Consider the following 25,914-nt stretch of genomic DNA (forward strand, 5'->3'; position numbering starts at 1 on the left):
CCGCTGGCGCCGGACTTCAGCCCGCCGCTTCCAGCCCGTTTTTGAAATGCTCGCGCATGCGCTGCGCCGTGCCCTCGGCGTCGCGCGCGGCCAGCGCCTGCATGATGGCGCGGTGCTCGGCCAATGATTCCTCAATGCGGCCGCTCTTGAGCAGCGAGTTGTGGCGGTTGAGCTTCATCACCTTGCGCAGGTCGGCCACCATCTGGTCGCGCCAGCGGTTGTTGGCGATTTCCAGCAGGCGCATGTGAAAGGCCTCGTTGATCTCGAAAAAGCGCTCGCGGTTGCCGGCGGCTTTTTCAAGCTCCTCGTGCAGGCCTTGCAGTTCCTTGAGTTGGGGCGCCGTCGCCTGGGTCGCCACCACGCCCGCCGCGTCGCTTTCGAGCAGGGCGAGCAGGTGGTACACGTCGGCCAGATCGCGTTCGGAGACCTCGGTCACGTAAGCGCCGCGCCGCACCTTCATGGTGACCAGGCCCTCGGTGGCCAGCACTTTCAGGGCCTCGCGCAGCGGCGTGCGGCTGATGCCGTATTCCTCGGCCAGCTTGAGCTCGTCTATCCAGCTGCCCGGCGCCAGCTCGCGGTTGAAGATGCGCTGGCGCAGGAGCTCGGCGACTTCTTCATAAAGCGCTCGGGGAGTCAGGGACACGGCGGCCATGGACATAGGGTGTTTTTGGGTGGGGCAGGAGGCTTCAGCGGGCGCTGCTTCCTGTCAGCGCTGGCGGTATCTTAACTGAAACTGAATTTTGCATCAATAATTATAAATGATGTAAACTTGCCCCCGATTCATGTATTCACCTCGGCTTGAGCCTATGCTGCTTGCATCGCAGCCCATGGCCGGAAGCCCTGTACGGTAACAACATCCCATGTCCAAGCCTCATTCCGAACCTGAATTTCCCGCCGCCAGCCTGGAGGCCTGGGCCAAGGCAGCCGCCAAGTCGGCGCCCGGCGGCGATCTGGGCGCGCTCAACTGGCAAACGCCGGACGGCATCAGCGTCAAGCCGCTGTACACCGCTGAGGACATCAAGGACCTTCCCCACACCAACACGCTGCCGGGCTTTGAGCCCTTCATTCGCGGGCCGCAGGCCACCATGTATGCGGTGCGGCCGTGGACGATTCGCCAGTACGCCGGTTTTTCCACCGCCGAAGAGTCGAACGCTTTCTACCGCAAGGCGCTGGCCGCCGGCGGGCAGGGCGTGTCGGTGGCGTTTGACCTGGCCACGCACCGCGGCTATGACAGCGACCATCCGCGTGTGACCGGCGACGTGGGCAAGGCCGGCGTGGCCATCGATTCGGTCGAGGACATGAAGATACTGTTCGACCAGATCCCGCTGGACAAGGTCAGCGTCTCCATGACCATGAACGGCGCGGTGCTGCCGGTGTTGGCGGGTTATGTGGTGGCGGCCGAAGAGCAGGGCGTCGCCCAGGACAAATTGAGCGGAACCATACAGAACGACATTCTCAAGGAGTTCATGGTCCGCAACACCTATATCTTTCCGCCCCAGCCCAGCATACGCATCATCGGCGACATCATCGAATACACGGCGCAGAACATGCCCAAGTTCAATTCGATCTCCATCTCGGGCTACCACATGCAGGAGGCCGGCGCCAACCAGGCGCTGGAGCTGGCCTTCACCCTGGCTGACGGGAAAGAGTATGTAAAAACCGCGCTGGGCAAGGGCCTGGACGTGGACGAATTCGCCGGGCGCCTGAGCTTCTTCTGGGCCATAGGCATGAACTTCTACCTTGAAGTCGCCAAGATGCGCGCCGCGCGCCTGCTGTGGTGCCGCATCATGAAGGGCTTTAATGCCAAGAGCCCGAAAAGCCTGATGCTGCGCACGCATTGCCAGACTTCGGGCTGGAGCCTGACCGAGCAGGACCCTTACAACAACGTGGTGCGCACCACCATCGAAGCCATGGCCGCGGTCTTTGGCGGCACGCAAAGCCTGCACACCAATTCCTTCGACGAGGCGATTGCCTTGCCCACCGAGTTCAGCGCGCGCATCGCCCGCAATACCCAGCTCATCATCCAGGAAGAAACCCACATTCCGCATGTCGTTGACCCTTGGGCCGGCAGCTACATGATGGAAAAGCTGACCCAGGACATGGCCGACGCCGCCTGGGCCATCATCGAGGAAGTCGAGGCCATGGGCGGCATGACCAAGGCCGTGGACAGCGGCTGGGCCAAGCTCAAGATCGAGGCGGCCGCGGCTGAAAAACAGGCACGCATCGACAGCGGCAAGGACGTCATCGTCGGCGTCAACAAATACAAGCTCAAGACCGAAGACGCGATCGAGGCGCGCGACATCGACAACGTGGCCGTGCGCGAAGGCCAGATCAAGCGCCTCAAGGCCATACGGGCCAGCCGCGACAATGCGGCGGTGCGGGCCGCGCTGGACGCCTTGACGGCAGCCGCCGAAAATAACAACGGCAACCTGCTGGATCTCAGCATCAAGGCCGTGCGCCTGCGCGCCACGGTGGGGGAGGTCAGCGATGCCCTCGAGAAAGTCTACGGGCGCCACCGCGCCGATACACAAAAGGTGACCGGTGTGTACGCTGCCGCTTATGACTCGGCCGAAGGCTGGGAAACCCTCAAGACCGAAATCAATGCCTTTGCCGAAGAGCAGGGCCGCCGCCCGCGCGTGATGATCTCCAAGCTCGGCCAGGACGGCCACGACCGCGGCGCCAAGGTGGTGGCCACGGCCTTTGCCGACCTGGGCTTTGACGTGGACATGGGGCCGCTGTTCCAGACGCCCGAGGAGTGCGCCCGCCAGGCGATTGAAAACGACGTGCACGCGGTGGGGGTCTCCACCTTGGCCGCGGGCCACAAGACGCTGGTGCCTGCCATCATCGCCGAGCTCAAGAAGCAGGGCGCCGACGACATCATCGTGTTTGTGGGCGGTGTGATCCCGCGCCAGGATTACGACATGCTTTACGAAGCCGGCGTGAAGGGCATCTACGGCCCTGGCACGCCGATTCCGGCCAGCGCCAAGGATGTGCTGGAACAAATACGGAAAGCCGTTAATGCCTGACTCTCAAAGAAAGGATCCTGTTGGACGATGGGTCTGTGCTGGCTTACTTTTTATTCTTGTGTTTCCCCCAGGAATCATCATGCTGATCGCAGGCGAGACTTTTGGAGCACTTCTCATACTTTTTCTGCTTTTCGGGTTCATTGGCGTTTTGCTTTTTGGCTCCGATGTGCTGCTGGAAAAACTGGCACGGTGGCCAAGTTTGTGATGTCGCCGATTGTTGATTTTCATGATGGTGTTTTGGGGCTGTGTGGGGTCGCTGCGCAGCGCCGCGCGATCGCCAAGGTCGTCACGCAGCCGGAATTAAGCTGTATCGATGTCGGCCAGCGCCAAGGATGTGCTGGAACAGATACGCGCTGCTGTTGCGAAGTGAGTGTGCGGTGACGGACATCAGTTTGCGCCTGTCCCTGCGGCCGGTAGTGGCCGGCGACTTCGAGGACATGCTGGCCTTGCGCATAGACGCGATGCGGCCCAGCCTGGAGCGCGTGGGCCGCTTTGATCTCGCACGCTCGCGCGAGCGACTGACGGCAGGCTTCTTTCCGGCTTATATGCAGCACATCCTGCTGGACGGCGAGCGCGTGGGGTTCTTCACGCTCAAGCCCGAAGGCGCTGAAGGTGAAATGGCCCTGCGGCTTGACCACCTTTATCTGCGCAGCAGCGCCAGCGGCCAGGGCATAGGCTCCTGGGTGCTGCGCCAGGTGCTGGCCCAGGCGCGCGAACGCGGCCTGGCCGTGAGGCTGACCGCGCTCAAGGAAAGCGATGCCAACCGCTTCTACCTGCGCCACGGTTTTGTGCTGCAAGGCGAAGAAGGCGTGGACCTGCACTATGAATGGTCCGCGGCGGAGCACGTGGCGTGATGGCTGCGCCTGACTTCCTCCAGCCCATCCTGGGCCCGGACGCCATGGCCAGGCGCCGTGCGATCGCCAAGGCCATCACGCTGCTGGAGTCCACGCGTGCCGACCACCGCGCCCAGGGTGACGAACTGCTCACGGCCTTGCTGCCGCACACCGGCAAAGCCATGCGCCTGGGCATCAGCGGCGTGCCCGGCGTCGGCAAGTCCACCTTTATCGAGGTGCTGGGCCTGTACCTGATTGCGCAGGGCCATCGCGTCGCGGTACTCACCGTCGATCCTTCTTCCTCCGTCTCGGGTGGCTCCATTCTGGGAGACAAGACCCGCATGGAAAAGCTCTCGGTGCATGAGCGCGCCTATATACGGCCCAGCCCCTCCAGCGGCAACCTGGGCGGTGTGGCCGAAAAAACGCGCGAAGCCATGCTGGTCTGCGAAGCCGCCGGTTACGACGTGGTGATTGTGGAGACCGTGGGCGTGGGCCAGAGCGAAACCGCTGTGGCCAACATGACCGACATGTTTGTGCTGATGCAGCTGCCTAATGCCGGCGACGACCTGCAGGCCATCAAAAAGGGCGTGATGGAGCTGGCCGACCTGGTCATCATCAACAAGGCCGACATCGACGCCGACGCGGCCATGCGGGCCGAAGCCCAGATCACCTCGGCCATGCGCCTGTTCGGCCTGGTCAACAACGCCATGAGCAGCGAACAGGCCGCCAATTTCGACAAAAGCTGGCACCCGCAAGTCATCCAGCTCAGCGCGCTGCACAACAAGGGTGTGGACGTGTTCTGGAAAGCGGTGACGCGGTTCAAGGACTTGCAGGCCGCCAACGGCCAGTTCGCCGAGCGGCGCAGGCAGCAGTCGCTGGCCTGGATGTGGGAGCGTATAGATGCGGGCCTTAAGCAGGCCTTCCGCCAGGACCCGCAGGTGCGCGAGCGCCTTCCCGGCCTCATCGCCGAAGTGGCGCGCGGCGAAGTCGCGGCCTCTACCGCCGCACGCAGCTTGCTGGCCGTGGCTGCCAAAGGAGGGAACCCATGAAAAAGACAATCGTTCTTTGCGCGCTGCTCCTGCAGGCCTGCATCGCCTGGGCCGGCGGCCTGGCAGCCGGCGAACCGGGCAGCTTTGTCTTCACCGACAAAGGTTTTTTTGCGGACAAGCCCGTCACCGTGTATTACTACAAGGCGCGCAGCGCCGGGCCCGATGCCAGGGTCATGATGGTGATCCACGGTGCCGAGCGACAGGGCTCGCGCATGCGCGACAACTGGCTGCCTTTTGCCGAGAAAAACAAGCTCATCGTGCTGGCCCCGGAATTTGACGAAGCGCGGTTTTCCTCGCGGCTGTTCAACATGGGCGGCATTGAAAGCCGCGACCGCAGCCAGTGGTCCTTCCAGATCATCGAGCACCTGTTTGATTTTGTCCGCGCCGATGAGGGGCTGTCGGCCAACGACTACCTGCTGTTCGGCCATTCGGCGGGCGGGCAGTTTGTGCACCGCTTCATGCTGCTGACGGAGGCGCCGCGCGTTTCCGTCGCGGTGGCGGCCAATGCCGGCAGCTACACCATGCCCCGCTATCCAGGCCTGATGGACGACAAGTTTCCTTACGCTCTGGACGAGAGCATTGTCAGCCCCGACAAGCTCAAACAGGTTTTTGCGCGCAAGCTGATCGTGCTGCTCGGCGAGGCCGACATCCAGACCGACGCAGCCAACCTGCCCAAGGCCAGACAGGCCACGGCGCAGGGCGTGAACCGGTTCGAGCGTGGTACCAATTTCTTTACGCAGGCACAGATGCAGGCGCAAAAGCTGGGCACGCCCCTAGCATGGGAGCGGGTCACTGTGCCTGGAGTAGGGCATGACTCACGCCGCATGAGCCAGGCCGCCGCGCGCCTTCTGTTTGATTCTGGCAAGTAGATTTTCACCGTCCAAAAATAGCGGAACACACCATGCAAGAAATCCTTGAACAACTCGAAAAGAAACGCGCCGCAGCACGCCTGGGCGGCGGCCAGAAGCGCATAGACGCGCAACACGGCAAAGGCAAGCTCACGGCGCGGGAGCGGCTGGAGTTGCTGCTGGACGAGGGCACATTTGAAGAGTGGGACATGTTTGTCGAGCACCGCTGCACCGACTTCGGCATGCAGGACAACAAAATCCCCGGCGACGGTGTGGTCACCGGCTACGGCATGATCAACGGCCGCCTGGTGTTTGTCTTCAGCCAGGATTTCACGGTGTTCGGCGGCGCCTTGAGCGAGGCCCATGCCGAGAAAATCTGCAAGGTGATGGACCAGGCCATGAAGGTGGGCGCGCCCGTCATAGGCCTTAACGATTCGGGCGGCGCCCGCATCCAGGAGGGCGTGGCCTCGCTGGGCGGTTATGCCGATGTGTTCCAGCGCAACGTGATGGCCAGCGGCGTGATTCCGCAGATCAGCATGATCATGGGCCCCAGCGCCGGCGGCGCGGTGTACTCACCGGCGATGACCGACTTCATCTTCATGGTCAAGGACAGCTCTTATATGTTTGTCACGGGCCCCGAGGTGGTCAAGACCGTAACGCATGAGGAAGTCACGGCCGAGGAACTGGGTGGCGCCACGACGCACACCACACGCAGCGGCGTGGCCGACCTGGCGTTCGAGAACGACGTGGAGGCCTTGCTTATGCTGCGCCGCCTCTACAACTACCTGCCGCTCAACAACCGCGAAAAAGCGCCGGTGCGCCCCAGCGCCGACCCGGCCACGCGCATGGACCTGAGCCTGGACACGCTGGTGCCCGAGAACCCGAACAAGCCGTACGACATGAAGGAGCTCATCGTCAAGACGGTGGACGACGGCGACTTCTTCGAGATACAGCCCGAATACGCGAAAAACATCATCATCGGCTTTGCCCGCATGGAAGGGCAGACGGTGGGCATCGTCGCCAACCAGCCGTTGGTGCTGGCCGGTTGCCTGGACATCAAGAGCTCCATCAAGGCTGCGCGCTTTGTGCGCTTTTGCGACGCCTTCAACATCCCGGTGATCACCTTTGTCGACGTGCCCGGCTTCATGCCCGGCACCAGCCAGGAATACGGCGGCATCATCAAGCACGGCGCCAAGCTGCTGTACGCGTACGCCGAATGCACCGTGCCCAAGATCACCGTGATCACACGCAAGGCCTACGGCGGCGCCTACGACGTGATGGCCTCCAAACATTTGCGCGGCGACGTCAACTTTGCCTGGCCCAACGCCGAGATCGCCGTGATGGGCGCCAAGGGCGCGGTGGAAATCATCTTCCGCGAAGACAAGGGGGACCCGGCCAAGCTGGCGGCCAAGGAAGCCGAATACAAGGCGCGCTTCGCCAACCCCTTTGTGGCCGGCGCACGTGGTTTTATCGACGACGTGATCCTGCCGCATGAAACGCGCAAGCGCATCTGCCGCTCGCTGGTGATGCTGCGAGACAAAAAAATTGAGAACCCGTGGCGCAAGCACGGGAATATTCCGCTATGAAGCTCCGGCAACTTGGACAGCTTGCGGTAATTGTTTGCGGATTGTCCTTTGACGGTGTGAGTCGCGCTGACGTGATGGACTCATGTTTTCCGCTTTCCTTAAACCAATCTTTTGATGAGTTGAAAGCTCGAATTGAGAGTTTTTTACCCAGCAAGACGATGGCGTTTTCGTCAAATACCTGCGTGCGCGAAGTTCGTTTGTTATTTGCAAACTACAGTCAAATGTGTTTGGTGGGGTCCAAAAACTATGCAGCTATTGCTACGGCAACGTCCAGCCCCGTCGCCGGACGACTGTCAAGTCTGATTCTGTCCGTTCCATATTCCGCTGATGCGGGATCTGAAATAGAAAAACTAGTTTCGAGTGAACCCATAACGAAGACTGGTACTGAGTCGGAGTTCATACACTCGCTGCTTGCCAATGCGCAGGAGCACAAGCTTTTTTCGATTGATGGTGGAAGTTCGTTGCTTCTTCTCACAAAGGAGAAAGGCATCATGGCATTAAGCGATAGAGATTACTGGGTCATCCGGATATATCCCAGTAATGAAGATGGGGCGCTGATGAAGGCTCTCCGGTCTTGTGTTCCCGAATGAAGGCAAAGTTATGTTCAAAAAAATCCTGATCGCCAACCGCGGCGAAATCGCCTGCCGCGTCATCTTCACCGCCCGCAAGATGGGCATCCAGACCGTCGCTGTGTACTCCGATGCCGACAAGGACGCGCGCCATGTCGAGCTTGCCGATGAAGCCGTCAACATAGGGCCGGCGCCCAGCCGCGACAGCTATTTGCAGGCCGACAAGATCATCGCGGCCTGCAAGCAGACGGGCGCGCAGGCGGTGCATCCTGGCTACGGCTTCCTGAGCGAAAACGCGGGTTTTGCCAAGCGGGTAGAAGAAGAGGGCATTGTCTTCATAGGCCCCAAGCACTATTCGATTGCCGCCATGGGCGACAAGATCGAGTCCAAAAAGCTGGCCGGCGCGGCGGGCGTCAACTGCATCCCGGGCGTGAACGACGCAATTGACAGCGCCGAGAAGGCCGTGGAGATCGCCAAGGGGATTGGCTACCCGGTGATGATCAAGGCCAGCGCGGGCGGCGGCGGCAAGGGTTTGCGCGTGGCCTTCAACGACAAGGAGGCCCTGGAAGGTTTTACTTCCTGCCGCAACGAGGCGCGCAACAGCTTTGGCGACGACCGCGTTTTTATCGAGAAGTTTGTCGAGGAGCCGCGTCACATTGAAATCCAGCTGCTGGGCGACAGCCACGGCAATGTGGTCTACCTCAATGAGCGCGAATGCTCCATCCAGCGGCGTCACCAGAAGGTGATTGAAGAGGCGCCGTCGCCCTTTATCAGCGACGCGACACGCAGGGCCATGGGTGAGCAGGCGGTGGCGCTGGCCAAAGCCGTGAAGTACCAGAGCGCCGGCACGGTGGAGTTTGTGGTCGGCAAGGACCAGAATTTTTATTTCCTTGAAATGAACACCCGGCTGCAGGTGGAGCATCCGGTGACGGAGTGCATCACCGGGCTGGATCTGGTGGAGCTGATGATCCGCGTGGCTGCCGGCGAGAAGCTGCCGATCGCGCAGAAAGACGTGCAGCGCAATGGCTGGGCCATCGAGTGCCGCATCAATGCCGAAGACCCGTTCCGCAGCTTTTTGCCGTCCACCGGCCGGCTGGTGCGGTTCCAGCCGCCCAAGGAAACCATGTTCGCGGCCGACACTTCGCAACTGCAGGGCGTGCGTGTCGACACCGGCGTGCAGGACGGCGGTGAGATTCCGATGTTTTACGACTCGATGATCGCCAAGCTCATCGTGCACGGCAAGGACCGCAAGGATGCCATCGCCAAGATGCGCGAGGCGCTCAATGGTTTTGTGATCCGCGGCATTTCCAGCAACATTCCCTTCCAGGCAGCCTTGCTGGCGCACCCCAAATTCGTTTCGGGCGATTTCAACACCGGCTTTATCGCCGAGAACTACGCCAAGGGTTTCCATGCCGAGGACGTGCCGCATGAAGACCCGTCCTTCCTGCTGGCGTTGGCGGCTTACGTCAATCGCCGCATGCTGGGCCGCGCGGCCGGCATCAGCGGTCAATTGCCGGGCCACGGCGTAACGGTGGGCGAGGAGTTCGTCGTCGTGAGCCTGGGTGCGGCGGGGCAGAACACGCCACACCCGGTGACGGTAGGCAACTACCAGGCGCAAACCGGTTCCGGCACGGTGGAGGTAGGTGCCAGGAGTTATGAGATCTGCAGCAGCTGGCACCTGGGCGGTGCGCGCATTCGCGGCACCGTCAACGGCCAGCCTTTCGCCGCACAGGTGGAGCGGGGTGTCGGGCGCAATCCGCTGGCCATCCGCATCGCGCACAACGGTACCCGGCTGGATGCCCTGGTGCTGTCGCCGCGCGCGGCGCAGCTGCATGCGCTGATGCCCTACAAGGCGCCGCCCGACATGAGCCGCTATGTGCTTTCCCCCATGCCCGGCCTGCTGGTGGACGTGGCGGTGCAGGTGGGCCAGAAGGTGCAGGCCGGGGAGCGTGTGGCCGTGATTGAGGCCATGAAGATGGAGAACGTGTTGTTTGCCGTGGCCGATGGTGTGGTGGGCAAGGTGCTGGCGAACAAAGGCGAGTCGCTGAGCGTGGACCAGCCGATTGTGGAGTTCCAATAATGAGCGCCGTACGTCCCTTTAAAGTTCTCGGAATCCAGCAGATCGCCATCGGCGCCACAAGTAAAGACCGACTGCGTACTCTGTGGGTGGACATGCTGGGCCTGGAAGTCACTGGCAACTTCGTCAGCGAACGCGAGAACGTGGACGAAGATATCTGCGCCATAGGCAGCGGCCCCTTCAAGGTCGAGGTTGACCTGATGCAGCCATTGGACGTGGACAAAAAGCCCGCGGTGCACACCACGCCGCTCAACCATGTGGGCCTGTGGATAGACGACCTACCCAAAGCCGTGGAATGGCTGACGGCCCAGGGCGTGCGTTTCGCACCCGGCGGCATACGCAAGGGCGCGGCGGGTTTTGATATCTGCTTTTTGCATCCCAAGGCCAGCGAGGAATTTCCCATCGCGGGCGAGGGTGTGCTGGTCGAGATGGTGCAGGCGCCGCCTGACGTCATCAAGGCGTTTGCCGCCCTGGGCTGAAAGCCGGCTACCCGGTTTACTCTTTTGTGCGCTGTGCCCGGGCCCGGGCCAACGCCGCTTCGATCACGGCGCGTTTGCGGTCCGCTACGGCGGGATCGGCCTCGGGGCGCGCGGCGGAATCCGTCGGCGCTACGGACGCTGAACCGGTGGGCTTGCCGGCGTCCATGCCGCCGGGAGGCTTGCCTTCTTCTTTCTTGTACCGGGCCTTATGGCCTTCATAGCGCGCCTTGGCAGTGCCCGCCTCTTGCTGCGACCAGGCTTGCCAGCCGGTGCGTGCGCCGGTGACGTTTTCCAGGCTGATGCAATCGACCGGACACACAGGGATGCAGAGTTCGCAGCCCGTGCACCAGGGCTCGATGACGGTGTGCATCATCTTGTTGCTGCCCATGATGGCATCGGTGGGGCAGGCTTTGAGGCACAGGGTGCAGCCTATGCACCAGTTCTCGTCGATGACCGCTATGGCGCGCGGGCCTTCCGTACCGTTGGCGGGGTTCAGAGGCAGGGCGGGCAGGCCTGTGATGGCCGCAAGGCGTTGCACGCCTTCGGCGCCACCCGGCGGGCATTGGTTGATGGCGGCCTGGCCGCAGGCCATGGCCTCGGCATAGGCCGCGCAGTCGGGGTAGCCGCAGCGGGTGCACTGGGTCTGGGGCAGGGCGTCGTTGAGGCGCTCAAAAAGGCGGAAATCGGCGGGGGAGGTCACCCGCCTATTGTCCTACCAGTCGCGGCTTCCCGGCCTGGCCGTGCTGCGCTGGCCTTCAGGCTTGCTTGCGCGCCGTCTTCTTTGCCGCCGGTTTTGTGGCGGGTTTGGCCGTGGATTTTGCGGGGGTCTTTGTCGCTGCCGCCCGTTTGGCTGGAGCGGCAGGCCGGTTGTTCTCAAGAATAAAGGCCTTGACCTGCGGGTAGACAATCTCGCGCCAGCGGCGGCCGCTGAAGATGCCGTAATGGCCCGCGCCCTTGACTTCCAGGTGCTTTTGCAACCCCTTGGGGATGTTATGGCAAAGGCTGTGGGCCGCCTCGGTCTGGCCCGAGCCGGAGATGTCGTCCAGTTCGCCTTCGACAGTGAAGTGGGCCGTGGTCTTGATGTCCTGGGGCCGCACGCGCTCAAGTTCCCCGTCCACGTTCTTGACGTCCCAGGTGCCGTTGACCAGCTTGAACTCCTGGAACACCGTCTTGATGGTGTCCAGGTAGTAATCGGCGTCCATGTCGAGCACGGCGTTGTATTCGTCGTAGAACTTGCGGTGCGCCTCGGCGCTGGCGTCGTCGCCCTTGAGCAGGTCCTTGAAGTAGTCGTAGTGGCTGCTGGCGTGGCGGTCGGGGTTCATCGCGACGAAGCCGGTGTGCTGCAAAAAGCCGGGGTAGACGCGGCGCCCGGCGCCCGGGAAGTTGCTGGGCACGCGGTAGATCACATTGTTCTCAAACCACTCGTAGCTCTTGTTCATGGCCAGGTTGTTGACGGCGGTCGGCGACTTGCGCGCGTCGATGGGGCCGCCCATCATGGTCATGCTCAGGGGCGTGGTCTCGCCGCGCGAGGCCATCAGCGACACGGCCGCGAGCACCGGCACTGTGGGCTGGCACACGCTGATGACGTGGCAGTTGCCGTAAATGCCCTGGATATGGCGAATGAATTCCTGGACGTAGTTGACGTAGTCGTCCAGGTGGAAGGAGCCGTCGGACAGCGGCACGGTGCGCGCGTTTTTCCAGTCGGTGATGTAGACCTTGTGGTCCTTGAGCATGGTGCGGACGGTGTCGCGCAGCAAGGTGGCGTAGTGGCCGGACAGCGGCGCCACGATCAGCACCGCGGGTTCACCTTTGAGGCCCGTCAGGGTGGCGGGATCGTCGGTGAAACGCTTGAAGCGGCGCAGCTCGCAAAAGGGCTTGTCGATTTCCACGCGTTCGTGGATGCTGACCTCGGTGCCGTTGACGTCGACGGTCCGGATGTCGAAAGCTGGCTTTTCGTAATCCTTGCCCAGCCGGTAGATCAGGCTGTAGCCGGCGGCCACGCGCTGGGCAAAAGGATTCTGCCCGAGCGGCGACAGCGGGTTGCCGTAGAGCTTGGCGGCGGCCTGCGCGAAATCGACAAAAGGCTCCATCAAGGTGCGCTGGGCTTCATAGACTTGGTACAGCATCGGGGACAACCTTGGGTTATGTGGTTATGACAGGTAAATCGTAGTATGTTGCAGTGCAATATAACAGGGGCTTGCCGCGCTGTTTTGAGGAAAACCACCAATTCCGGGCTCTTTTCACGGGTTTGGTGCCCCAACGCCACCAGACGGGGCGGGCTTGTTTTACCGATAAGCCGCCGCCACTTGCGGAATTGAAGGAACACTTACTATTTTGCCTGCCCGCCAGCGGTTTTGCCCCGCTGGCGCCGCTCTCCAAACAGGAAACAACATATATGCTCCCCACGATTGACGACTCCGCGCTGGATCGAATCGCCTCCCTGAAGAAATCCGACCGGATGCCGGTGATTTTTTTGGGCCACGGCAGTCCCATGAACGCCATCGGCGATAACGAATACCGGCGCAGCTGGCAGGCGCTGGGTGCCGAATTTGGGAGTAAATACCCGAGGCCGCAGCTGATTTTGTGCATTTCCGCCCATTGGCTGACTGAAGGCTGGTGGCTGACCGCCATGGACAAGCCCAAAACCGTCCACGATTTTGGTGGTTTCCCACAGGAGCTGTTTGACCAGCAGTACCCCGTACCGGGCGATCCGGCCGCCGCGCAAGCCATCAGCCAGCTGGTGCGCCAGCGGGCCTCCGCGCCGCTGGGCCTGGACGAAAGCGAGTGGGGGCTGGACCATGGGGCCTGGTCGGTGCTCAAGCCCATGTTCCCGGGTGCGGACATTCCGGTCATCCAGCTCAGCATGGACTATGGCCGAGCGCCCGAGGACCACTATGCGCTGGCAAAGCAGCTCAAGGCCTTGCGCGAGCGCGGCGTGCTGATTGTGGCGAGCGGCAACATCGTGCACAACCTGCGGCAGATGCAGCGCGGCGCGAGCGGCAATCAGGCCTACGACTGGGCGCTGGAGTTCGACCAGACCATCGGCGGCTATCTGCAGCAGGGCAATCTCGATGCGCTGCAGAACTTCCAGAAGCTGGGGCAGGTGGCCAGGATGGCCCATCCCACCTATGAGCACTACCTGCCTTTGCTGTATGCGGCCGGCGCCGCCGACGGCAAGGAGGTCATGCGCTTTTTCAATACCAGCTTCCAGGCCGGTTCGATTTCGATGCGTTCGGCGGTGTGGGGCTGATCAAGCCCGGATGACGCCCGGATCAAGCGCCGATTGCAGCCAAGGCCAGCGTTCCTGGTAGGCACGGGCTTTTTGCTCAAACAGCGGCAGGTGGGGGCACAGCGGGTTCGGGCTGAGCCGGCCCTGGTAAAGGTCGTCCAGGCCGTTGGGCGCATAAAGCTCCAGGCCTGAGCTGCTGGCCCGCAGGCCCACGCAGGTGCAGGTGACGAGGAAACGGTCTATGCCGTCCCGGGAGCTGCGCAGGGCAGGGTAGGGAAAGCCGAAGTAATCCTGGTACCAGGTGTGGACGCGGGCCTGGTTTTTCGCTTCCACGGTGATCTGCAGGTCCGTAAAAGAGGATTGGACTTGTTCGTTGACCCGAGTCTCGGCCGCCTCCGAAAGATCGGCCGGGTCGAAGTAGAACAGGTCGTAGTCCTTGACGTGCGCTTCAGGCGGATTGCCCGAGCGCAGGTTCCAGACCGTCTGGAAGAGGCAACCCGCGACCAGCCAGGCATCCGGCAGGCCCAGGGTGGGCAGCTGCTGCAGGATGCGCTGGTTGTGGCGGTTTAGCAGGGCGTCCCGGATGAAGCCATCCGGGCTGGAAGGGGCTAAGGGCGCCGGGGAAATCAGACGACCTTGGCGATGGAGGCGCAGACGTAGTCGATGTTTTTGCTGTTGAGCGCGGCCACGCACATGCGGCCGGTGTCGGTGCCGTAGACGCCGAACTCATTGCGCAGGCGCACCATCTGGTCTTTGCTGAGGCCGGAATAGCTGAACATGCCGATCTGGGCGGTGATGAAGCTCATGTCCTGCGTGACGCCGGCGGCCTTCAGGCCGTCCACGAGCTTTTGGCGCATGGCCTTGATGCGCACGCGCATTTCCGCCAGTTCCTGCTCCCATTGGGTGCGCAGCGCCGGCGTATTCAGCACCGTGGCTACCACCATGCCGCCGTGGATCTGCGGGTTGCTGTAGTTGGTGCGGATGACCAGCTTGAGCTGCGACAGCACGCGGTCGGCTTCTTCCTTGGACTCGCAAAGCACCGACAGGGCGCCCACGCGTTCGCCGTAGAGGCTGAAGCTCTTGGAGAACGAGGTCGACACGAAAAAGCTCAGGCCGGCAGCCACAAATTTGCCGATGACGGCGCCGTCTTCCGCAATGCCGTGGCCGAAGCCCTGGTAAGCCATGTCGAGGAAAGGCGTGAGCTTGCGCGCCTTGACGGCGGCGATCACCTGGTCCCACTGGGCGGCGGTGATGTCGTAACCGGTCGGGTTGTGGCAGCAGGCGTGCAGCACAACGATGGTGCCTTCGGCTGCGGCATTGAGGGCGGCGAGCATGCCCTCGAAGTTGACGCCGCGCTTGGCCGCGTCGTAGTAAGGGTAGCTGTCAACCACGAAACCGGCCTGGCTGAAGAGCGCGCGGTGGTTTTCCCAGCTGGGGTCGGAAATCAGCACCTTGGCGTTGGGGCTGAGCTTTTTGAGGAAGTCGGCGCCTATCTTCAGGCCGCCCGTGCCGCCAATGCCTTGGGCAGTGGCCACGCGACCGGACTTGACGGGCTCGCTGTCAACGCCGAACACCAGGCCTTTGACGGCCGCGTCGTAGGCGGCGATGCCGTCGATGGGCAGGTAGCCGCGTGCCTTGGGGTCGGCCATCATCTGTTTTTCAGCCGCCTGCACGCACTGGAGCAAGGGAAGCTTGCCGTTGTCGTCGTAGTACACGCCCACGCCCAGGTTGACCTTGTTGGGGTTGGTGTCGGCATTGAACTGCTCGTTCAGGCCCAGGATGGGGTCACGCGGGGCCATTTCGACAGCGGTAAACAAAGACATGAAATATCCTCAGAGAAAGTGAAAAAAGGCGAAAGCGAAGGGGCGGGACTCAGGTCGCAAATTTAGGTCACAAGTTGACCGGAAAAAAGGCTACAAGAGGTATCAAAACGGCAGTCGGAGGGTGATCGGGGATTGCAATTCCCATTTTCGGCCGAATGTCGTATTCTGTTTGGTTGCCCCGAATTTTAACGGGGCTTGATCGAGGTTTTATGCCAGAAGCTTTAGAAGTCATAACCGAGGTTGCGGATGAGGCCCCCCGCGAGGGCCAGTTCGTTCGTTTCCCCGATTCGCCGTTCGAGTTGTTCCAGCCCTATCCGCCGGCAGGCGACCAGCCGACGGCGATCGAGCAACTGGTGGAAGGCGTCAGGGACGGCGAGGTGTTCCAGACCCTGCTGGGCGTGACGGGCTCCGGCAAGACCTTCACCATGGCCAATGTGATTGCCCGCCTGGGCCGCCCGGCTATCGTGTTCGCGCCCAACAAGACGCTGGCGGCGCAGCTTTACAGCGAATTCCGCGAGTTTTTCCCCAAGAACGCGGTCGAGTATTTCGTCAGCTACTACGACTACTACCAGCCCGAGGCCTATGTGCCGCAGCGCGACCTTTTCATCGAAAAGGACTCGGCCATCAACGAGCACATCGAGCAGATGCGCCTGTCGGCCACCAAGAGCGTGCTGGAGCGGCGCGACACCATCATCGTCGGCACGGTCAGTGCGATTTACGGCATCGGTGCGCCCGAGGATTACACGCAGATGCGCTTTATCGCCCGCATAGGCGACAAGATGGGCCAGCGCGACGTGATCGCGCGGCTGATCCGCATGCAGTACACGCGCAACGAGCAGGATTTCGCGCGCGGCACTTTCCGTGTGCGGGGCGACGTGATCGATATCTTCCCGGCTGAGCATTCCGAGCTGGCTATACGAATAGAGCTGTTCGACGACGAGATCGAGACGCTGCAGCTGTTCGACCCGCTGACCGGCCGCATTCGCCAGAAAATCCCGCGTTTTGTGGTCTACCCCAAGAGCCACTACGTCACGCCCCGCGACAAGGTCATGACGGCGGTGGAGACCATCAAGCTTGAGCTGTCCGAGCGGGTGGCCCAGTTCGTGGCCGACGGCAAGCTGGTAGAGGCCCAGCGCATCGAGCAGCGCACGCGCTTTGACCTGGAGATGCTCAGCGAAATCGGCCACTGCAAAGGCATCGAGAACTACACCCGCCACCTGAGCGGCTCGCCTCCCGGCGCTCCGCCTTCGACGCTATGCGATTACCTGCCCAAGGACGCGGTGATGTTCCTGGACGAAAGCCACGTCATGATCGGCCAGCTCAATGCCATGTACAACGGCGACCGGGCGCGCAAGACCACGCTGGTGGAATACGGCTTTCGCCTGCCGAGTGCGCTGGACAATCGGCCGCTCAAGTTCGAGGAGTTCGAGTCCAAGATGCGGCAGGCCATCTTCGTGTCGGCCACACCGGCCGCCTACGAGCAGGAACATGCCGGCCAGGTGGTGGAGCAGGTCGTCCGGCCCACGGGCCTGGTGGACCCGCAGGTCGAAGTGCGGCCGGCCACCCACCAGGTCGACGACGTGCTGCAGGAAATCCGCATCCGCGTCGAAAAGAACGAGCGGGTGCTGATCACCACGCTGACCAAGCGCATGGCCGAACAGCTGACCGACTACCTGAGCGACAACGGCGTCAAGGTGCGCTACCTGCACAGCGATGTGGACACGGTGGAGCGGGTTGAAATCCTGCGCGACCTGCGGCTGGGCGCTTTTGACGTGCTGGTGGGTATCAACTTGCTGCGGGAAGGCCTGGACATTCCCGAGGTCTCGCTGGTGGCCATCCTGGATGCCGACAAGGAGGGCTTTCTGCGCGCCGAGCGCAGCCTGATCCAGACCATAGGCCGGGCCGCCCGAAACCTCAACGGCCGCGCCATCCTGTATGCCGACCGGATCACCGATTCGATGAAAAAAGCCATGGGCGAGACCGAGCGGCGGCGCAACAAGCAGATCGCCTTCAACCTGGAGCATGGCATCACGCCGCGCAGTGTGGTCAAACGCATCCGCGACCTGATCGACGGGGTCTACAGCGAGAAATCCGGCAAGGAAGCGGAAAAGCTCGAGATGCAAAAGGCACAAGTCGAGGACATGAGCGAAAAAGACATCGCCCGCGAAATCAAGCGCCTGGAAAAGCAGATGATCGAACACGCCAAAAACCTGGAGTTCGAAAAAGCCGCCCGCGTGCGGGACCAGTTGCACGTCCTCAAGGAACAGGCTTTCGGCGCTCCCGGTGCCGACAACGTCGTTCCTCTTTCCGCTGCGGGCCAATCACGGGCCTGAGGCGCGGCGCCGCTGGCCGATTCGAGTTGCACCATTTTGGTGCATTATTGGTCTTGCGCTACGGGTTAGCCCTGATGGTTTCGGCGGCGCCAGCGGGGAAACCCCTGCTGTGTTATACTTGACGAAAACAGTCAAGAACAATACCAGAACAACAAAAAGCCCCCGCGATACCGGTTGACTGACCTGGGCGGCTGGAGGAAGAGTTCCCTGTAAGCCACAAGTTTGCGGGGTGAAAACGACAGTCAAGCCATTTAAAGGAGCTTGTTATGCGCCTCACGACCAAAGGCCGTTTTGCGGTCACTGCAATGATTGATTTGGGACTGCGCCAGAACAACGGCCCGGTCACCCTGGCCGCGATCAGCCAGCGCCAGCAGATTTCCTTGTCCTATCTCGAACAGCTGTTCGGCAAACTGCGCCGCCACGAGCTGGTGGAGTCCACCCGTGGCCCCGGCGGCGGTTATACCCTGGGTCGCAAGGCTTCCGAGATCACCGTCGCCGACATCATTGTGTCGGTGGACGAGCCGATCGACGCTACCCAGTGCGGTGGCAAGGAAAACTGCCTGGGCGAAGGCGGGCGCTGCATGACGCACGAACTGTGGGCATCGCTGAACAGCCGCATGGTGGAGTTCCTGGATTCCGTGACCCTGCAAAAGCTGGTGGAAGACCAGCTTGCCAAGGGCGTGGTGATCGAGAACACGCCGCAGGTCAAGAAGGCCATCTTTACGGCGCCGGCAGTCAAGCCGATTCGCGTGAATGCGCCGAATTCGGTCTTTGCACTGGGCAATGCATTCTCAAAATCCTGATGAAGCAAAGCCGGGCGCTCGCCCGGCTTCCCCGCTTTGTGACTCGACTGCATTGACTCTTTTGACTGTTGACCGCGCTGCCAGCCAGCCCGTGAATTAAAAAAGCTAGCCACATGGACACCCCACACTTTCCCATCTACATGGACTACAGCGCCACGAACCCCTGCGACCCGCGGGTGGTGGACGCCATGATTCCCTGGTTGCGCGAACACTTCGGCAACCCCGCTTCGCGCAGCCACGCCTGGGGCTGGGAAGCGGAAGCCGCCGTCGAAAAAGCACGCGGGCAGATCGCCGACCTGATCGGCGCCGACCCGCGCGAGATCGTCTGGACCAGCGGCGCCACCGAGTCCAACAACCTGGCACTCAAAGGCGCGGCCCATTTCTACAAAACCAAGGGCAAACACATCATCACGGTCAAGACCGAACACAAGGCTGTGCTCGATACTTGCCGCGAGCTGGAGCGCCAGGGTTTTGAGGTGACTTATATGGACGTGCAGGCCGACGGCCTGCTGGACCTCGAAGCGCTCAAGGCCGCCATCCGCCCCGACACCATTCTGGTCAGCGTCATGTTCGTCAACAACGAAATCGGCGTGATTCAGGACATCCCGGCCATTGGCGCCCTGTGCCGTGAAAAAGGCATCATCTTCCATGTGGACGCCGCCCAGGCGACCGGCCGGATCGACATCGACCTGGCTACCTTGCCGGTCGACCTGATGAGCCTGACTTCGCACAAGACCTATGGCCCCAAGGGCATAGGCGCCCTGTACGTGCGCCGCAAGCCGCGCGTGCGGCTGGAAGCGCAGATGCACGGCGGCGGCCATGAGCGCGGCATGCGCTCGGGCACGTTGCCCACCCACCAGTGCGTGGGCATGGGTGAGGCCTACCGCATTGCCAAGGCCGAGATGCACGAAGAGAACAAACGCATACGCGCCCTGCATGAGCGCATGCTCAACGGCCTCAAGGACGTCGAAGAGGTGTTCCTCAACGGCCACGCCGACAAGCGCGTGCCGCACAACCTGAACATGAGCTTCAACTTCGTCGAAGGCGAGTCGCTGATCATGGGCATCAAGGGCCTGGCGGTTTCCAGCGGTTCGGCCTGCACCTCGGCCAGCCTGGAACCCAGCTATGTGCTGCGCGCCCTGGGCCGCAGCGACGAACTGGCGCACAGCAGCCTTCGCATGACGATTGGCCGCTGGAGCACCGAAGAAGAAATCGACTACGCGGTCGCCACCATCAAGGAAAACGTGGCGAAACTGCGCGAACTGTCTCCCCTGTGGGAGATGTTCAAGGATGGTGTCGATTTGTCCACCATCCAGTGGGCTGCACACTGAGCAGCGCGCCCGACAGCTTAAAGAGGTAAACAAAATGGCATACAGCGAAAAAGTGGTGGACCACTACGAAAACCCCCGCAACGTCGGCTCTTTTGAAAAGGGCGACGAATCGGTAGGCACCGGCATGGTCGGCGCGCCGGCTTGCGGCGACGTGATGAAGCTGCAGATCAAGGTCAACCCAGTGACGGGTGTGATCGAAGATGCGCGCTTCAAGACTTATGGCTGCGGTTCCGCGATCGCTTCCAGCTCGCTCGTGACCGAATGGGTCAAGGGCAAGACGCTGGACGAAGCGGCCAGCATCAAAAACAGCGCGATTGCCGAAGAACTGGCGCTGCCGCCCGTGAAGATTCACTGCTCCATCCTGGCGGAAGACGCCATCAAGGCCGCCGTGAATGATTACAAGCAAAAGCACGCGCACTGATCTGAACCGCATTACCCGTCACCTGTTTCATTCTCGAGTGATTTAAATGTCCGTAACCCTCACTGATGCAGCCGCAAGGCACGTGACCCGCTACATGACCAAGCGCGGCAAAGGTGTTGGCGTGCGCCTGGGTGTCAAGACCACCGGCTGCTCCGGCCTGGCTTACAAGCTTGAATACGCCGACGAGATCGCGCCGGAAGACGTCGTGTTTGAAGACAACGGCGTCAAGGTGCTGGTCGACCCGAAAAGCATGGCCTACATCGACGGCACCAAGCTGGATTTTGTCCGTGAAGGCCTGAACGAAGGCTTCAAGTTCATCAACCCCAACGAGCGTGACCGTTGCGGTTGCGGCGAAAGTTTCCGGGTTTGACGGGCAAGCTGTCTTACGCGTGCTGCACCCTTACCGAAGCCGCCTCCACTGATTGTGCTGGCGGCTTTTTATCGGCATAAGCTCGGCATGAATCTTCAATCCAACGACTTCGAGCTTTTCGGCGTGCCCCAGCGCTTCGCGCAGGATCGTGCCGCGCTGGACGCGCGCTGGAAGGACCTGCAGCGCGAGGCGCATCCCGACAAGTTCGCGGCCCAGGGCCCGGCGGCGCAGCGTGTGGCCATGCAGTGGTCGGTGCGCATCAATGAGGCCTACCAGCGCCTGAAGGACCCGCTGAAGCGGGCGAGCTATTTGTGCGAGCTCAATGGCGCACCCATCGATGCCGAGAAAAACACGGCCATGCCGCACGATTTCCTGGTGCAGCAGATGCAGTGGCGTGAAGCGCTGGATGAGGCCGAGACCGCCGAGGATTTTGAGGAAATCGCCTCGCAAGCCATGTCGAGCGGGCGCGAGAAGCTGGCAAAAATAGCGCAATCGCTGGACGTGGACAGGGACTTTCCCGCGGCCGCCCGGCAGGTCAGAAGCCTTATGTTTATTGAGCGCTTTGCCAGCGAGGTCGATGCGCGCATCGACCTGCTGGGACAATAAAGCATTACAGAAAAAGTACGACAAGCACGCATGGCACTCCTGCAAATTTCCGAACCCGGCCAGACGCCCGACCCGCACCAGCGGCGCATCGCGATCGGCATTGACCTGGGCACCACGCACTCGCTGGTGGCCAGCGTGCGCAATGGTGTGTCCGAATGCCTGCCTGACGAGCAGGGAAGGGTGCTGCTGCCCAGCGTGGTGCGCTATCTGGAGGGCGACAAGCGCCAGATCGGCTATGAGGCCCTGGCGGCGCAGGTCGAAGACCCGCGCAACACCATTTCTTCAGTCAAACGCCTGATGGGCCGCGGCATTGACGACATCGGCAGCCGTGCCCAGTTGCCTTACGAGCTCAACGACAAGCCAGGCATGGTTACGCTGCAGACCGTTGCCGGCGAGAAAAGCCCGGTTGAGATCAGCGCCGAGATCCTGGCCACCTTGCGTTACCGCGCCGAAGACACCTTTAACGACGACATCTACGGCGCCGTGATCACCGTGCCGGCCTATTTCGACGATGCTCAGCGCCAGGCCACCAAGGACGCCGCGCAACTGGCGGGCCTCAATGTGCTGCGCCTTCTCAACGAACCTACGGCGGCTGCGATTGCCTACGGCCTGGACAACGCCAGCGAAGGCGTTTACGCCGTCTATGACCTGGGTGGCGGCACTTTCGACATTTCCATCCTGCGCCTGACGCAAGGCGTTTTCGAGGTGGTGGCTACCGGCGGCGATTCGGCGCTGGGCGGCGACGACTACGACCGCGCGCTGGTCGACTGGGTGCTGGCCAAAGCGGGCCTGGCAGCCGACACCCTCGCGCCGACAGACAAGGCCGCCCTGCTGCGCACCGCGCGAAACTGCAAGGAAGCCCTGTCGGCCGCCGACCCCGTGCCTTTTTCGGTGCAACTGGCCAAGGCCCTCGTCAATTTCGAGATGAAGGCCGAAGACTTCGAAACCGCGACGGCCCACCTGACCCAGCGCACGCTGGCTGCCGTTCGCAAGGCGCTGCGCGATGCCAAACTCGCCAAGGAAGATATCCAGGGTGCGGTACTGGTGGGGGGCTCCACGCGCATGCCGCAGGTGCGCAAGGCGGTTGCCAGTTTCTTCGGCCGTGAGCCGCTGGTCAATCTGAACCCCGACGAAGTGGTGGCGCTGGGCGCAGCCATTTCCGCCAACCAGCTGGCCGGCAACAACACCGGTGACGAATTGCTGTTGCTGGATGTGATTCCCTTGTCGCTGGGCATAGAGACCATGGGCGGGCTGGTCGAGCGCATTGTGCCGCGCAACCAGACCATCCCCACCGCCATGGCGCAAGACTTCACCACCTACCAGGACGGCCAGACCGCCCTGGCTTTGCATGTGGTGCAGGGCGAGCGCGACCTGGTGGCCGATTGCCGCAGCCTGGCCCGCTTCGAGTTGCGCGGCATACCGCCGATGGTGGCCGGCGCCGCGCGTATCCGTGTGACCTTCACCGTTGATGCCGACGGCCTGCTCAGCGTGAATGCAAAAGAGCAGGTCAGCGGTGTCGAGGCGCGTATTGACGTGAAGCCCTCCTATGGCCTGTCTGACGAAGACATCGCGCGCATGCTGCAGGACAGCTTTTCCACCGCCCAGCAGGACATGAATGCCCGCGCCCTGGCCGAGGCCAAGGTCGATGCGGACCGCATGATCCTGGCCACGCAAAGCGCGCTGGCCGCGGACGCCGACCTGCTGAGCCCCGATGAACGCGCACAGATCGACGGCCTGATCGCCGGCCTGGCCGACACGCGTACCCACGGCGACGCGGCCGCGATAGAGGCCGCCACCCAGGCCCTGGCCAAAGGCACGGAAGCTTTCGCCGCCCAGCGCATGAACCGCGGCATCAAACAAGCCCTGGCCGGTAAAAACATCGAGGCGGTTTGAGCCGACTGACTGAGACAACCATGCCCATCATCAAAATACTGCCTCACCCCGAATACTGCCCGCAGGGCGCCGAAATCAGCGCACCGGCCGGCACCTCGATCTGCGAAGCCCTGCTCGACAACAAGATCAACATCGAGCACGCCTGCGACCTCAGTTGCGCCTGCACGACCTGCCACGTTGTCGTGCGCGAGGGTTTCAATTCGCTCAACGAGCTTGACGAGAGCGAGGAAGACCTGCTGGACCGCGCCTGGGGGCTGGAGCCCAATTCGCGCCTGAGCTGCCAGGCCGTGCTGGCCCAGACCGATGTGACGGTGGAAATACCCAAGTACTCCATCAACCACGCCAAGGAAAACCACTGAGTTTCCGGGAAAAACCAGGCGAGGGCGGTCCTGCGCGGAGGCGATAATCGAGCCATGCGCCAAATCGTTCTTGACACTGAAACCACCGGTCTTTCCGCTGAAAACGGCGACCGCATCATCGAAATCGGTTGCGTGGAACTGGTGGCTCGCAAGCTCACCGGCAACAACCGCCACTTCTACCTGAATCCCGAGCGAGACAGCCACGAGGACGCGCTCAAGGTCCACGGCATCAGCAACGAGTTTCTGAAAGACAAGCCCAAATTCTCGGCCGTGGTCGACGAACTGCTGGAATACCTGCAGGACGCCGAGATCATCATCCACAACGCGCCCTTTGACGTGAGCTTCCTCAACAAGGAGCTCGAACTCATAGGCCGCCCGCCCATCAAGCATTGCGTGGCCAAGGTCACCGACAGCCTGATGATGGCCAAGGAGCTGTTTCCGGGCAAGCGCAACTCGCTGGACGCCCTGTGCGACCGGCTGGAGGTCGACAATTCAGGCCGTACCCTGCACGGCGCCTTGCTGGACGCGGAACTGCTGGCCGACGTCTACATCAACCTGACCCGCGGCCAGAACGCGCTGGTCATGGACGTGGGCGACACGGTCCAGGAGGGCGACAACAACGTACCGCAGATAGACCTGAGTGTGTTTGAACTACCTTTGCTGGCGGCCAACGAGCAGGAGGCCGCTGAGCACGAGAAATTGCTGGCCGGCATCGACAAGGCCAGCAAGGGGAAAACGGTTTGGCGGGCTCTGGCCGCCTGAGCGATGGGTCGACAGGCCGTAAAAGGCGATTCCGCCTATCAAGCCAAAAAATCAGCCCGAAACAGCATATAATCGTAGGCTGACCGATAGGGCGGTTAGCTCAGGGGTAGAGCACTGCATTCACACTGCAGGGGTCGCAAGTTCGAAACTTGCACCGCCCACCAGAATTTGACGAAGAAAAAGGCCAAGTCTTGCGACTTGGCCTTTTTTCATTGGGGCGTTGTTTTTTCGCGGACTTAGAGCACTTCGCTCGCGAAATCGGCCAGGCGGGAGCGCTCGCCGCGTGCCAGCGTGATGTGCCCGCCGTGCGGCCAGCCCTTGAAGCGGTCGACGGCAAAGGTCATGCCCGAGGAGCCTTCAGTCAGGTAGGGTGTGTCGATCTGCGCCAGGTTGCCCATGCAGATGATCTTGGTGCCCGGGCCGGCCCGTGTGATCAGCGTTTTCATCTGCTTGGGCGTCAGATTTTGCGCCTCGTCGATGATCACGTACTTGTTCAGGAAGGTGCGGCCGCGCATGAAGTTCATGCTCTTGACCTTGATGCGCGAGCGGATCAGCTCATTGGTGGCCGCGCGGCCCCACTCGCCCGAGCCGCTGTCGGTCTTGCCCAGCACTTCCAGGTTGTCGTCCAGCGCGCCCATCCAGGGCCCCATTTTTTCCTCTTCGGTGCCTGGCAGGAAGCCGATATCTTCACCAACCGAAACGGTGGCGCGCGTCATGATGATTTCCGTGTAGCGGCGATCATCGAGCACTTGCGTGAGGCCGCTGGCCAGCGCCATCAGCGTCTTGCCGGTGCCCGCCGTGCCGGCCAGGGTGACGAAGTCCACTTCAGGGTCCATCAGCAGATTCATCGCAAAGTTTTGCTCGCGGTTGCGCGTGGTGACGCCCCAGACGGCGTTTTTGAGGTGGTTGTAGTCCTTCAAGGTCTTCAGGACGGCTGTTTTGGCCCGGATTTCCGTCACGCGGGCATACAGGGGCGGCTCGCCCGGAGCCTCAAAGAACACGAACTGGTTGATCAGCAAGCTGCCCACGATGGGGCCGGTGATACGGTAGAAGGTGTGGCTGCCTTGTTGCCAGCTTTCGATGGTCTTGCTCTGGCGCGTCCAGAAATCAGCCGGCAGGGCCAGCGAGCCGGAATACAGCAGGTCGCCGTCCTCCAGTGTTTTGTCGTTCTGGTAGTCGTCGGTGGCCAGGCCCAGAGCCCGCGCCTTGACGCGCATATTGATGTCCTTGGACACCAGGACCACCTCGCGCGGCGCGTATTCCTTGCGCAGGGCCTCGACCACGCCCAGGATCTGGTTGTCGGCCTTGCCCTGCGGAAGGCTCATGGGCAGCGTGTAATCCAGCGGTTTGGTCTGGAAAAACAGGCAGCCGCCGGCCTCGGGATGGCCGGTGGTGTCCAGCTTCAGGCCCTTGGCGATGTCGGCGCCTTGCGCGCCGGCGAGGGCGTCCAGGGTGCGGCTGGTCTGGCGGGCGTTGCGCGCCACCTCGGTCATGCCTTTTTTGTGGCCGTCGAGCTC

General features: G+C 62.0%; 26 protein-coding genes and 1 tRNA gene. 21 read left to right on the plus strand and 6 right to left on the minus strand.

All coding sequences use genetic code 11. The annotated features are described in order from the left end of the window. Positions 1–16: 16 nt before the first annotated feature. The gene (locus AC1DXS_RS21945; protein WP_477739575.1) at positions 17–652 is read right to left on the minus strand and encodes a GntR family transcriptional regulator; all 636 of its coding nucleotides are present in this window, start codon (positions 650–652) and stop codon (positions 17–19) included. 208 nt (positions 653–860) lie between these two features. Between AC1DXS_RS21945 and scpA the strand changes: the two genes are divergently transcribed. The 10 genes from scpA to AC1DXS_RS21995 all read left to right on the plus strand — a co-directional run bounded on the left by scpA (position 861) and on the right by AC1DXS_RS21995 (position 10,467). After that, positions 861–3,026, plus strand: coding sequence for a methylmalonyl-CoA mutase (gene scpA / locus AC1DXS_RS21950; protein WP_477739576.1), 2,166 nt, complete (start codon positions 861–863; stop codon positions 3,024–3,026). Between the two features lie 79 nt (positions 3,027–3,105). Further along, positions 3,106–3,231 carry a hypothetical protein gene (locus tag AC1DXS_RS21955; RefSeq protein ID WP_477739577.1) on the plus strand — a complete coding sequence of 42 codons (126 nt, stop codon included), beginning with the start codon at positions 3,106–3,108 and terminating at the stop codon, positions 3,229–3,231. Next, positions 3,216–3,407, plus strand: coding sequence for a hypothetical protein (locus AC1DXS_RS21960; RefSeq protein ID WP_477739578.1), 192 nt, complete (start codon positions 3,216–3,218; stop codon positions 3,405–3,407). Before AC1DXS_RS21955 ends, AC1DXS_RS21960 begins: the two co-directional genes overlap by 16 nt. Further along, positions 3,404–3,880 carry a GNAT family N-acetyltransferase gene (locus AC1DXS_RS21965; protein ID WP_477739579.1) on the plus strand — a complete coding sequence of 159 codons (477 nt, stop codon included), beginning with the start codon at positions 3,404–3,406 and terminating at the stop codon, positions 3,878–3,880. The genes AC1DXS_RS21960 and AC1DXS_RS21965 overlap by 4 nt, the downstream gene beginning before the upstream one ends. Next, on the plus strand, positions 3,880–4,908 hold the full coding sequence (gene meaB, locus AC1DXS_RS21970) for a methylmalonyl Co-A mutase-associated GTPase MeaB (RefSeq protein WP_477739580.1): 1,029 nt from the start codon (positions 3,880–3,882) through the stop codon (positions 4,906–4,908). Before AC1DXS_RS21965 ends, meaB begins: the two co-directional genes overlap by 1 nt. Then, complete coding sequence (locus AC1DXS_RS21975; protein ID WP_477739581.1) at positions 4,905–5,777, plus strand: alpha/beta hydrolase family protein; 873 nt, start codon at positions 4,905–4,907, stop codon at positions 5,775–5,777. Before meaB ends, AC1DXS_RS21975 begins: the two co-directional genes overlap by 4 nt. Positions 5,778–5,809: 32 nt before the next feature. Continuing rightward, the gene (locus AC1DXS_RS21980; protein WP_477739582.1) at positions 5,810–7,342 is read left to right on the plus strand and encodes an acyl-CoA carboxylase subunit beta; all 1,533 of its coding nucleotides are present in this window, start codon (positions 5,810–5,812) and stop codon (positions 7,340–7,342) included. Continuing rightward, entirely contained in the window at positions 7,339–7,932 is a 594-nt protein-coding gene (locus tag AC1DXS_RS21985) for a hypothetical protein (RefSeq protein WP_477739583.1), read from the plus strand. Before AC1DXS_RS21980 ends, AC1DXS_RS21985 begins: the two co-directional genes overlap by 4 nt. 10 nt (positions 7,933–7,942) lie before the next feature. Continuing rightward, entirely contained in the window at positions 7,943–9,991 is a 2,049-nt protein-coding gene (locus tag AC1DXS_RS21990) for an acetyl-CoA carboxylase biotin carboxylase subunit (RefSeq protein WP_477739584.1), read from the plus strand. Next, positions 9,991–10,467 carry a VOC family protein gene (locus AC1DXS_RS21995; protein WP_477739585.1) on the plus strand — a complete coding sequence of 159 codons (477 nt, stop codon included), beginning with the start codon at positions 9,991–9,993 and terminating at the stop codon, positions 10,465–10,467. Before AC1DXS_RS21990 ends, AC1DXS_RS21995 begins: the two co-directional genes overlap by 1 nt. 16 nt (positions 10,468–10,483) lie before the next feature. Here AC1DXS_RS21995 and rsxB read toward each other — a convergent pair whose 3' ends face one another. Then, positions 10,484–11,167, minus strand: coding sequence for an electron transport complex subunit RsxB (gene rsxB / locus AC1DXS_RS22000; RefSeq protein WP_477739586.1), 684 nt, complete (start codon positions 11,165–11,167; stop codon positions 10,484–10,486). A gap of 55 nt (positions 11,168–11,222) precedes the next feature. Then, complete coding sequence (locus tag AC1DXS_RS22005) at positions 11,223–12,593, minus strand: polyhydroxyalkanoate depolymerase (protein WP_477739587.1); 1,371 nt, start codon at positions 12,591–12,593, stop codon at positions 11,223–11,225. A gap of 269 nt (positions 12,594–12,862) precedes the next feature. On the opposite strand from AC1DXS_RS22005, the gene ygiD reads away from it, so the two are divergent. Next, a complete protein-coding gene (gene ygiD, locus AC1DXS_RS22010; RefSeq protein WP_477739588.1) occupies positions 12,863–13,717 on the plus strand; it encodes a 4,5-DOPA-extradiol-dioxygenase in 855 nt (284 codons plus the stop codon). Here the strand turns inward: ygiD and AC1DXS_RS22015 are convergent, their stop codons facing one another. Beyond that, complete coding sequence (locus AC1DXS_RS22015) at positions 13,718–14,323, minus strand: nucleotidyltransferase family protein (RefSeq protein ID WP_477739597.1); 606 nt, start codon at positions 14,321–14,323, stop codon at positions 13,718–13,720. Next, positions 14,323–15,519, minus strand: coding sequence for an amino acid aminotransferase (locus tag AC1DXS_RS22020; RefSeq protein ID WP_477739589.1), 1,197 nt, complete (start codon positions 15,517–15,519; stop codon positions 14,323–14,325). The genes AC1DXS_RS22015 and AC1DXS_RS22020 overlap by 1 nt, the downstream gene beginning before the upstream one ends. 209 nt (positions 15,520–15,728) lie before the next feature. On the opposite strand from AC1DXS_RS22020, the gene uvrB reads away from it, so the two are divergent. The 10 genes from uvrB to AC1DXS_RS22070 all read left to right on the plus strand — a co-directional run bounded on the left by uvrB (position 15,729) and on the right by AC1DXS_RS22070 (position 24,561). Continuing rightward, complete coding sequence (gene uvrB, locus AC1DXS_RS22025; protein ID WP_477739590.1) at positions 15,729–17,852, plus strand: excinuclease ABC subunit UvrB; 2,124 nt, start codon at positions 15,729–15,731, stop codon at positions 17,850–17,852. 266 nt (positions 17,853–18,118) lie between these two features. After that, entirely contained in the window at positions 18,119–18,655 is a 537-nt protein-coding gene (gene iscR / locus AC1DXS_RS22030) for a Fe-S cluster assembly transcriptional regulator IscR (RefSeq protein ID WP_092128187.1), read from the plus strand. A gap of 113 nt (positions 18,656–18,768) precedes the next feature. Next, positions 18,769–19,986: an IscS subfamily cysteine desulfurase gene (locus tag AC1DXS_RS22035; RefSeq protein ID WP_007867012.1), complete on the plus strand. Its 1,218-nt coding sequence runs from the start codon at positions 18,769–18,771 to the stop codon at positions 19,984–19,986. Between the two features lie 34 nt (positions 19,987–20,020). Then, positions 20,021–20,407, plus strand: a complete 387-nt coding sequence (iscU, locus tag AC1DXS_RS22040; protein ID WP_007867013.1) for a Fe-S cluster assembly scaffold IscU — start codon at positions 20,021–20,023, stop codon at positions 20,405–20,407. A 46-nt stretch (positions 20,408–20,453) separates the two neighbouring features. Further along, the gene (gene iscA / locus AC1DXS_RS22045) at positions 20,454–20,777 is read left to right on the plus strand and encodes an iron-sulfur cluster assembly protein IscA (protein WP_074575253.1); all 324 of its coding nucleotides are present in this window, start codon (positions 20,454–20,456) and stop codon (positions 20,775–20,777) included. An 87-nt stretch (positions 20,778–20,864) separates the two neighbouring features. Beyond that, positions 20,865–21,383 (plus strand): Fe-S protein assembly co-chaperone HscB, encoded by a 519-nt coding sequence (hscB, locus tag AC1DXS_RS22050; RefSeq protein ID WP_477739591.1) that lies wholly within the window; start codon positions 20,865–20,867, stop codon positions 21,381–21,383. 30 nt (positions 21,384–21,413) lie between these two features. Then, on the plus strand, positions 21,414–23,276 hold the full coding sequence (gene hscA, locus AC1DXS_RS22055) for a Fe-S protein assembly chaperone HscA (protein ID WP_477739592.1): 1,863 nt from the start codon (positions 21,414–21,416) through the stop codon (positions 23,274–23,276). 20 nt (positions 23,277–23,296) lie between these two features. After that, on the plus strand, positions 23,297–23,635 hold the full coding sequence (gene fdx, locus AC1DXS_RS22060; RefSeq protein WP_007867024.1) for an ISC system 2Fe-2S type ferredoxin: 339 nt from the start codon (positions 23,297–23,299) through the stop codon (positions 23,633–23,635). Positions 23,636–23,689: 54 nt separating this feature from the next. Further along, positions 23,690–24,397, plus strand: a complete 708-nt coding sequence (dnaQ, locus tag AC1DXS_RS22065) for a DNA polymerase III subunit epsilon (protein ID WP_477739593.1) — start codon at positions 23,690–23,692, stop codon at positions 24,395–24,397. An 89-nt stretch (positions 24,398–24,486) separates the two neighbouring features. Further along, positions 24,487–24,561: transfer RNA gene (locus AC1DXS_RS22070), tRNA-Val, on the plus strand. A 72-nt stretch (positions 24,562–24,633) separates the two neighbouring features. On the opposite strand, the gene AC1DXS_RS22075 is transcribed toward AC1DXS_RS22070, so the two are convergent. Beyond that, positions 24,634–25,914, minus strand: a 1,281-nt coding sequence (locus AC1DXS_RS22075) for a PhoH family protein (protein WP_477739594.1), incomplete at its 5' end; no start/stop codon positions are given.

The organism is Polaromonas sp. P3_B1, assembly GCF_056402935.1.

Excerpts from the sequence above, each read along its gene's own strand:
- hscA (WP_477739592.1), top strand. The coding sequence starts at position 21,414 with ATGGCACTCCTGCAAATTTCCGAACCCGGCCAGACGCCCGACCCGCAC.
- dnaQ (WP_477739593.1), top strand. The coding sequence starts at position 23,690 with ATGCGCCAAATCGTTCTTGACACTGAAACCACCGGTCTTTCCGCTGAA.
- AC1DXS_RS21995 (WP_477739585.1), top strand. The coding sequence starts at position 9,991 with ATGAGCGCCGTACGTCCCTTTAAAGTTCTCGGAATCCAGCAGATCGCC.
- hscB (WP_477739591.1), top strand. The coding sequence starts at position 20,865 with ATGAATCTTCAATCCAACGACTTCGAGCTTTTCGGCGTGCCCCAGCGC.
- scpA (WP_477739576.1), top strand. The coding sequence starts at position 861 with ATGTCCAAGCCTCATTCCGAACCTGAATTTCCCGCCGCCAGCCTGGAG.
- AC1DXS_RS22020 (WP_477739589.1), bottom strand. The coding sequence starts at position 15,519 with ATGTCTTTGTTTACCGCTGTCGAAATGGCCCCGCGTGACCCCATCCTG.
- AC1DXS_RS22005 (WP_477739587.1), bottom strand. The coding sequence starts at position 12,593 with ATGCTGTACCAAGTCTATGAAGCCCAGCGCACCTTGATGGAGCCTTTT.
- fdx (WP_007867024.1), top strand. The coding sequence starts at position 23,297 with ATGCCCATCATCAAAATACTGCCTCACCCCGAATACTGCCCGCAGGGC.
- AC1DXS_RS21985 (WP_477739583.1), top strand. The coding sequence starts at position 7,339 with ATGAAGCTCCGGCAACTTGGACAGCTTGCGGTAATTGTTTGCGGATTG.
- AC1DXS_RS21945 (WP_477739575.1), bottom strand. The coding sequence starts at position 652 with ATGGCCGCCGTGTCCCTGACTCCCCGAGCGCTTTATGAAGAAGTCGCC.
- ygiD (WP_477739588.1), top strand. The coding sequence starts at position 12,863 with ATGCTCCCCACGATTGACGACTCCGCGCTGGATCGAATCGCCTCCCTG.
- AC1DXS_RS21980 (WP_477739582.1), top strand. The coding sequence starts at position 5,810 with ATGCAAGAAATCCTTGAACAACTCGAAAAGAAACGCGCCGCAGCACGC.
- iscA (WP_074575253.1), top strand. The coding sequence starts at position 20,454 with ATGTCCGTAACCCTCACTGATGCAGCCGCAAGGCACGTGACCCGCTAC.
- AC1DXS_RS21975 (WP_477739581.1), top strand. The coding sequence starts at position 4,905 with ATGAAAAAGACAATCGTTCTTTGCGCGCTGCTCCTGCAGGCCTGCATC.
- AC1DXS_RS21990 (WP_477739584.1), top strand. The coding sequence starts at position 7,943 with ATGTTCAAAAAAATCCTGATCGCCAACCGCGGCGAAATCGCCTGCCGC.
- AC1DXS_RS21955 (WP_477739577.1), top strand. The coding sequence starts at position 3,106 with ATGCTGATCGCAGGCGAGACTTTTGGAGCACTTCTCATACTTTTTCTG.
- meaB (WP_477739580.1), top strand. The coding sequence starts at position 3,880 with ATGGCTGCGCCTGACTTCCTCCAGCCCATCCTGGGCCCGGACGCCATG.
- iscU (WP_007867013.1), top strand. The coding sequence starts at position 20,021 with ATGGCATACAGCGAAAAAGTGGTGGACCACTACGAAAACCCCCGCAAC.
- uvrB (WP_477739590.1), top strand. The coding sequence starts at position 15,729 with ATGCCAGAAGCTTTAGAAGTCATAACCGAGGTTGCGGATGAGGCCCCC.
- iscR (WP_092128187.1), top strand. The coding sequence starts at position 18,119 with ATGCGCCTCACGACCAAAGGCCGTTTTGCGGTCACTGCAATGATTGAT.
- AC1DXS_RS22035 (WP_007867012.1), top strand. The coding sequence starts at position 18,769 with ATGGACACCCCACACTTTCCCATCTACATGGACTACAGCGCCACGAAC.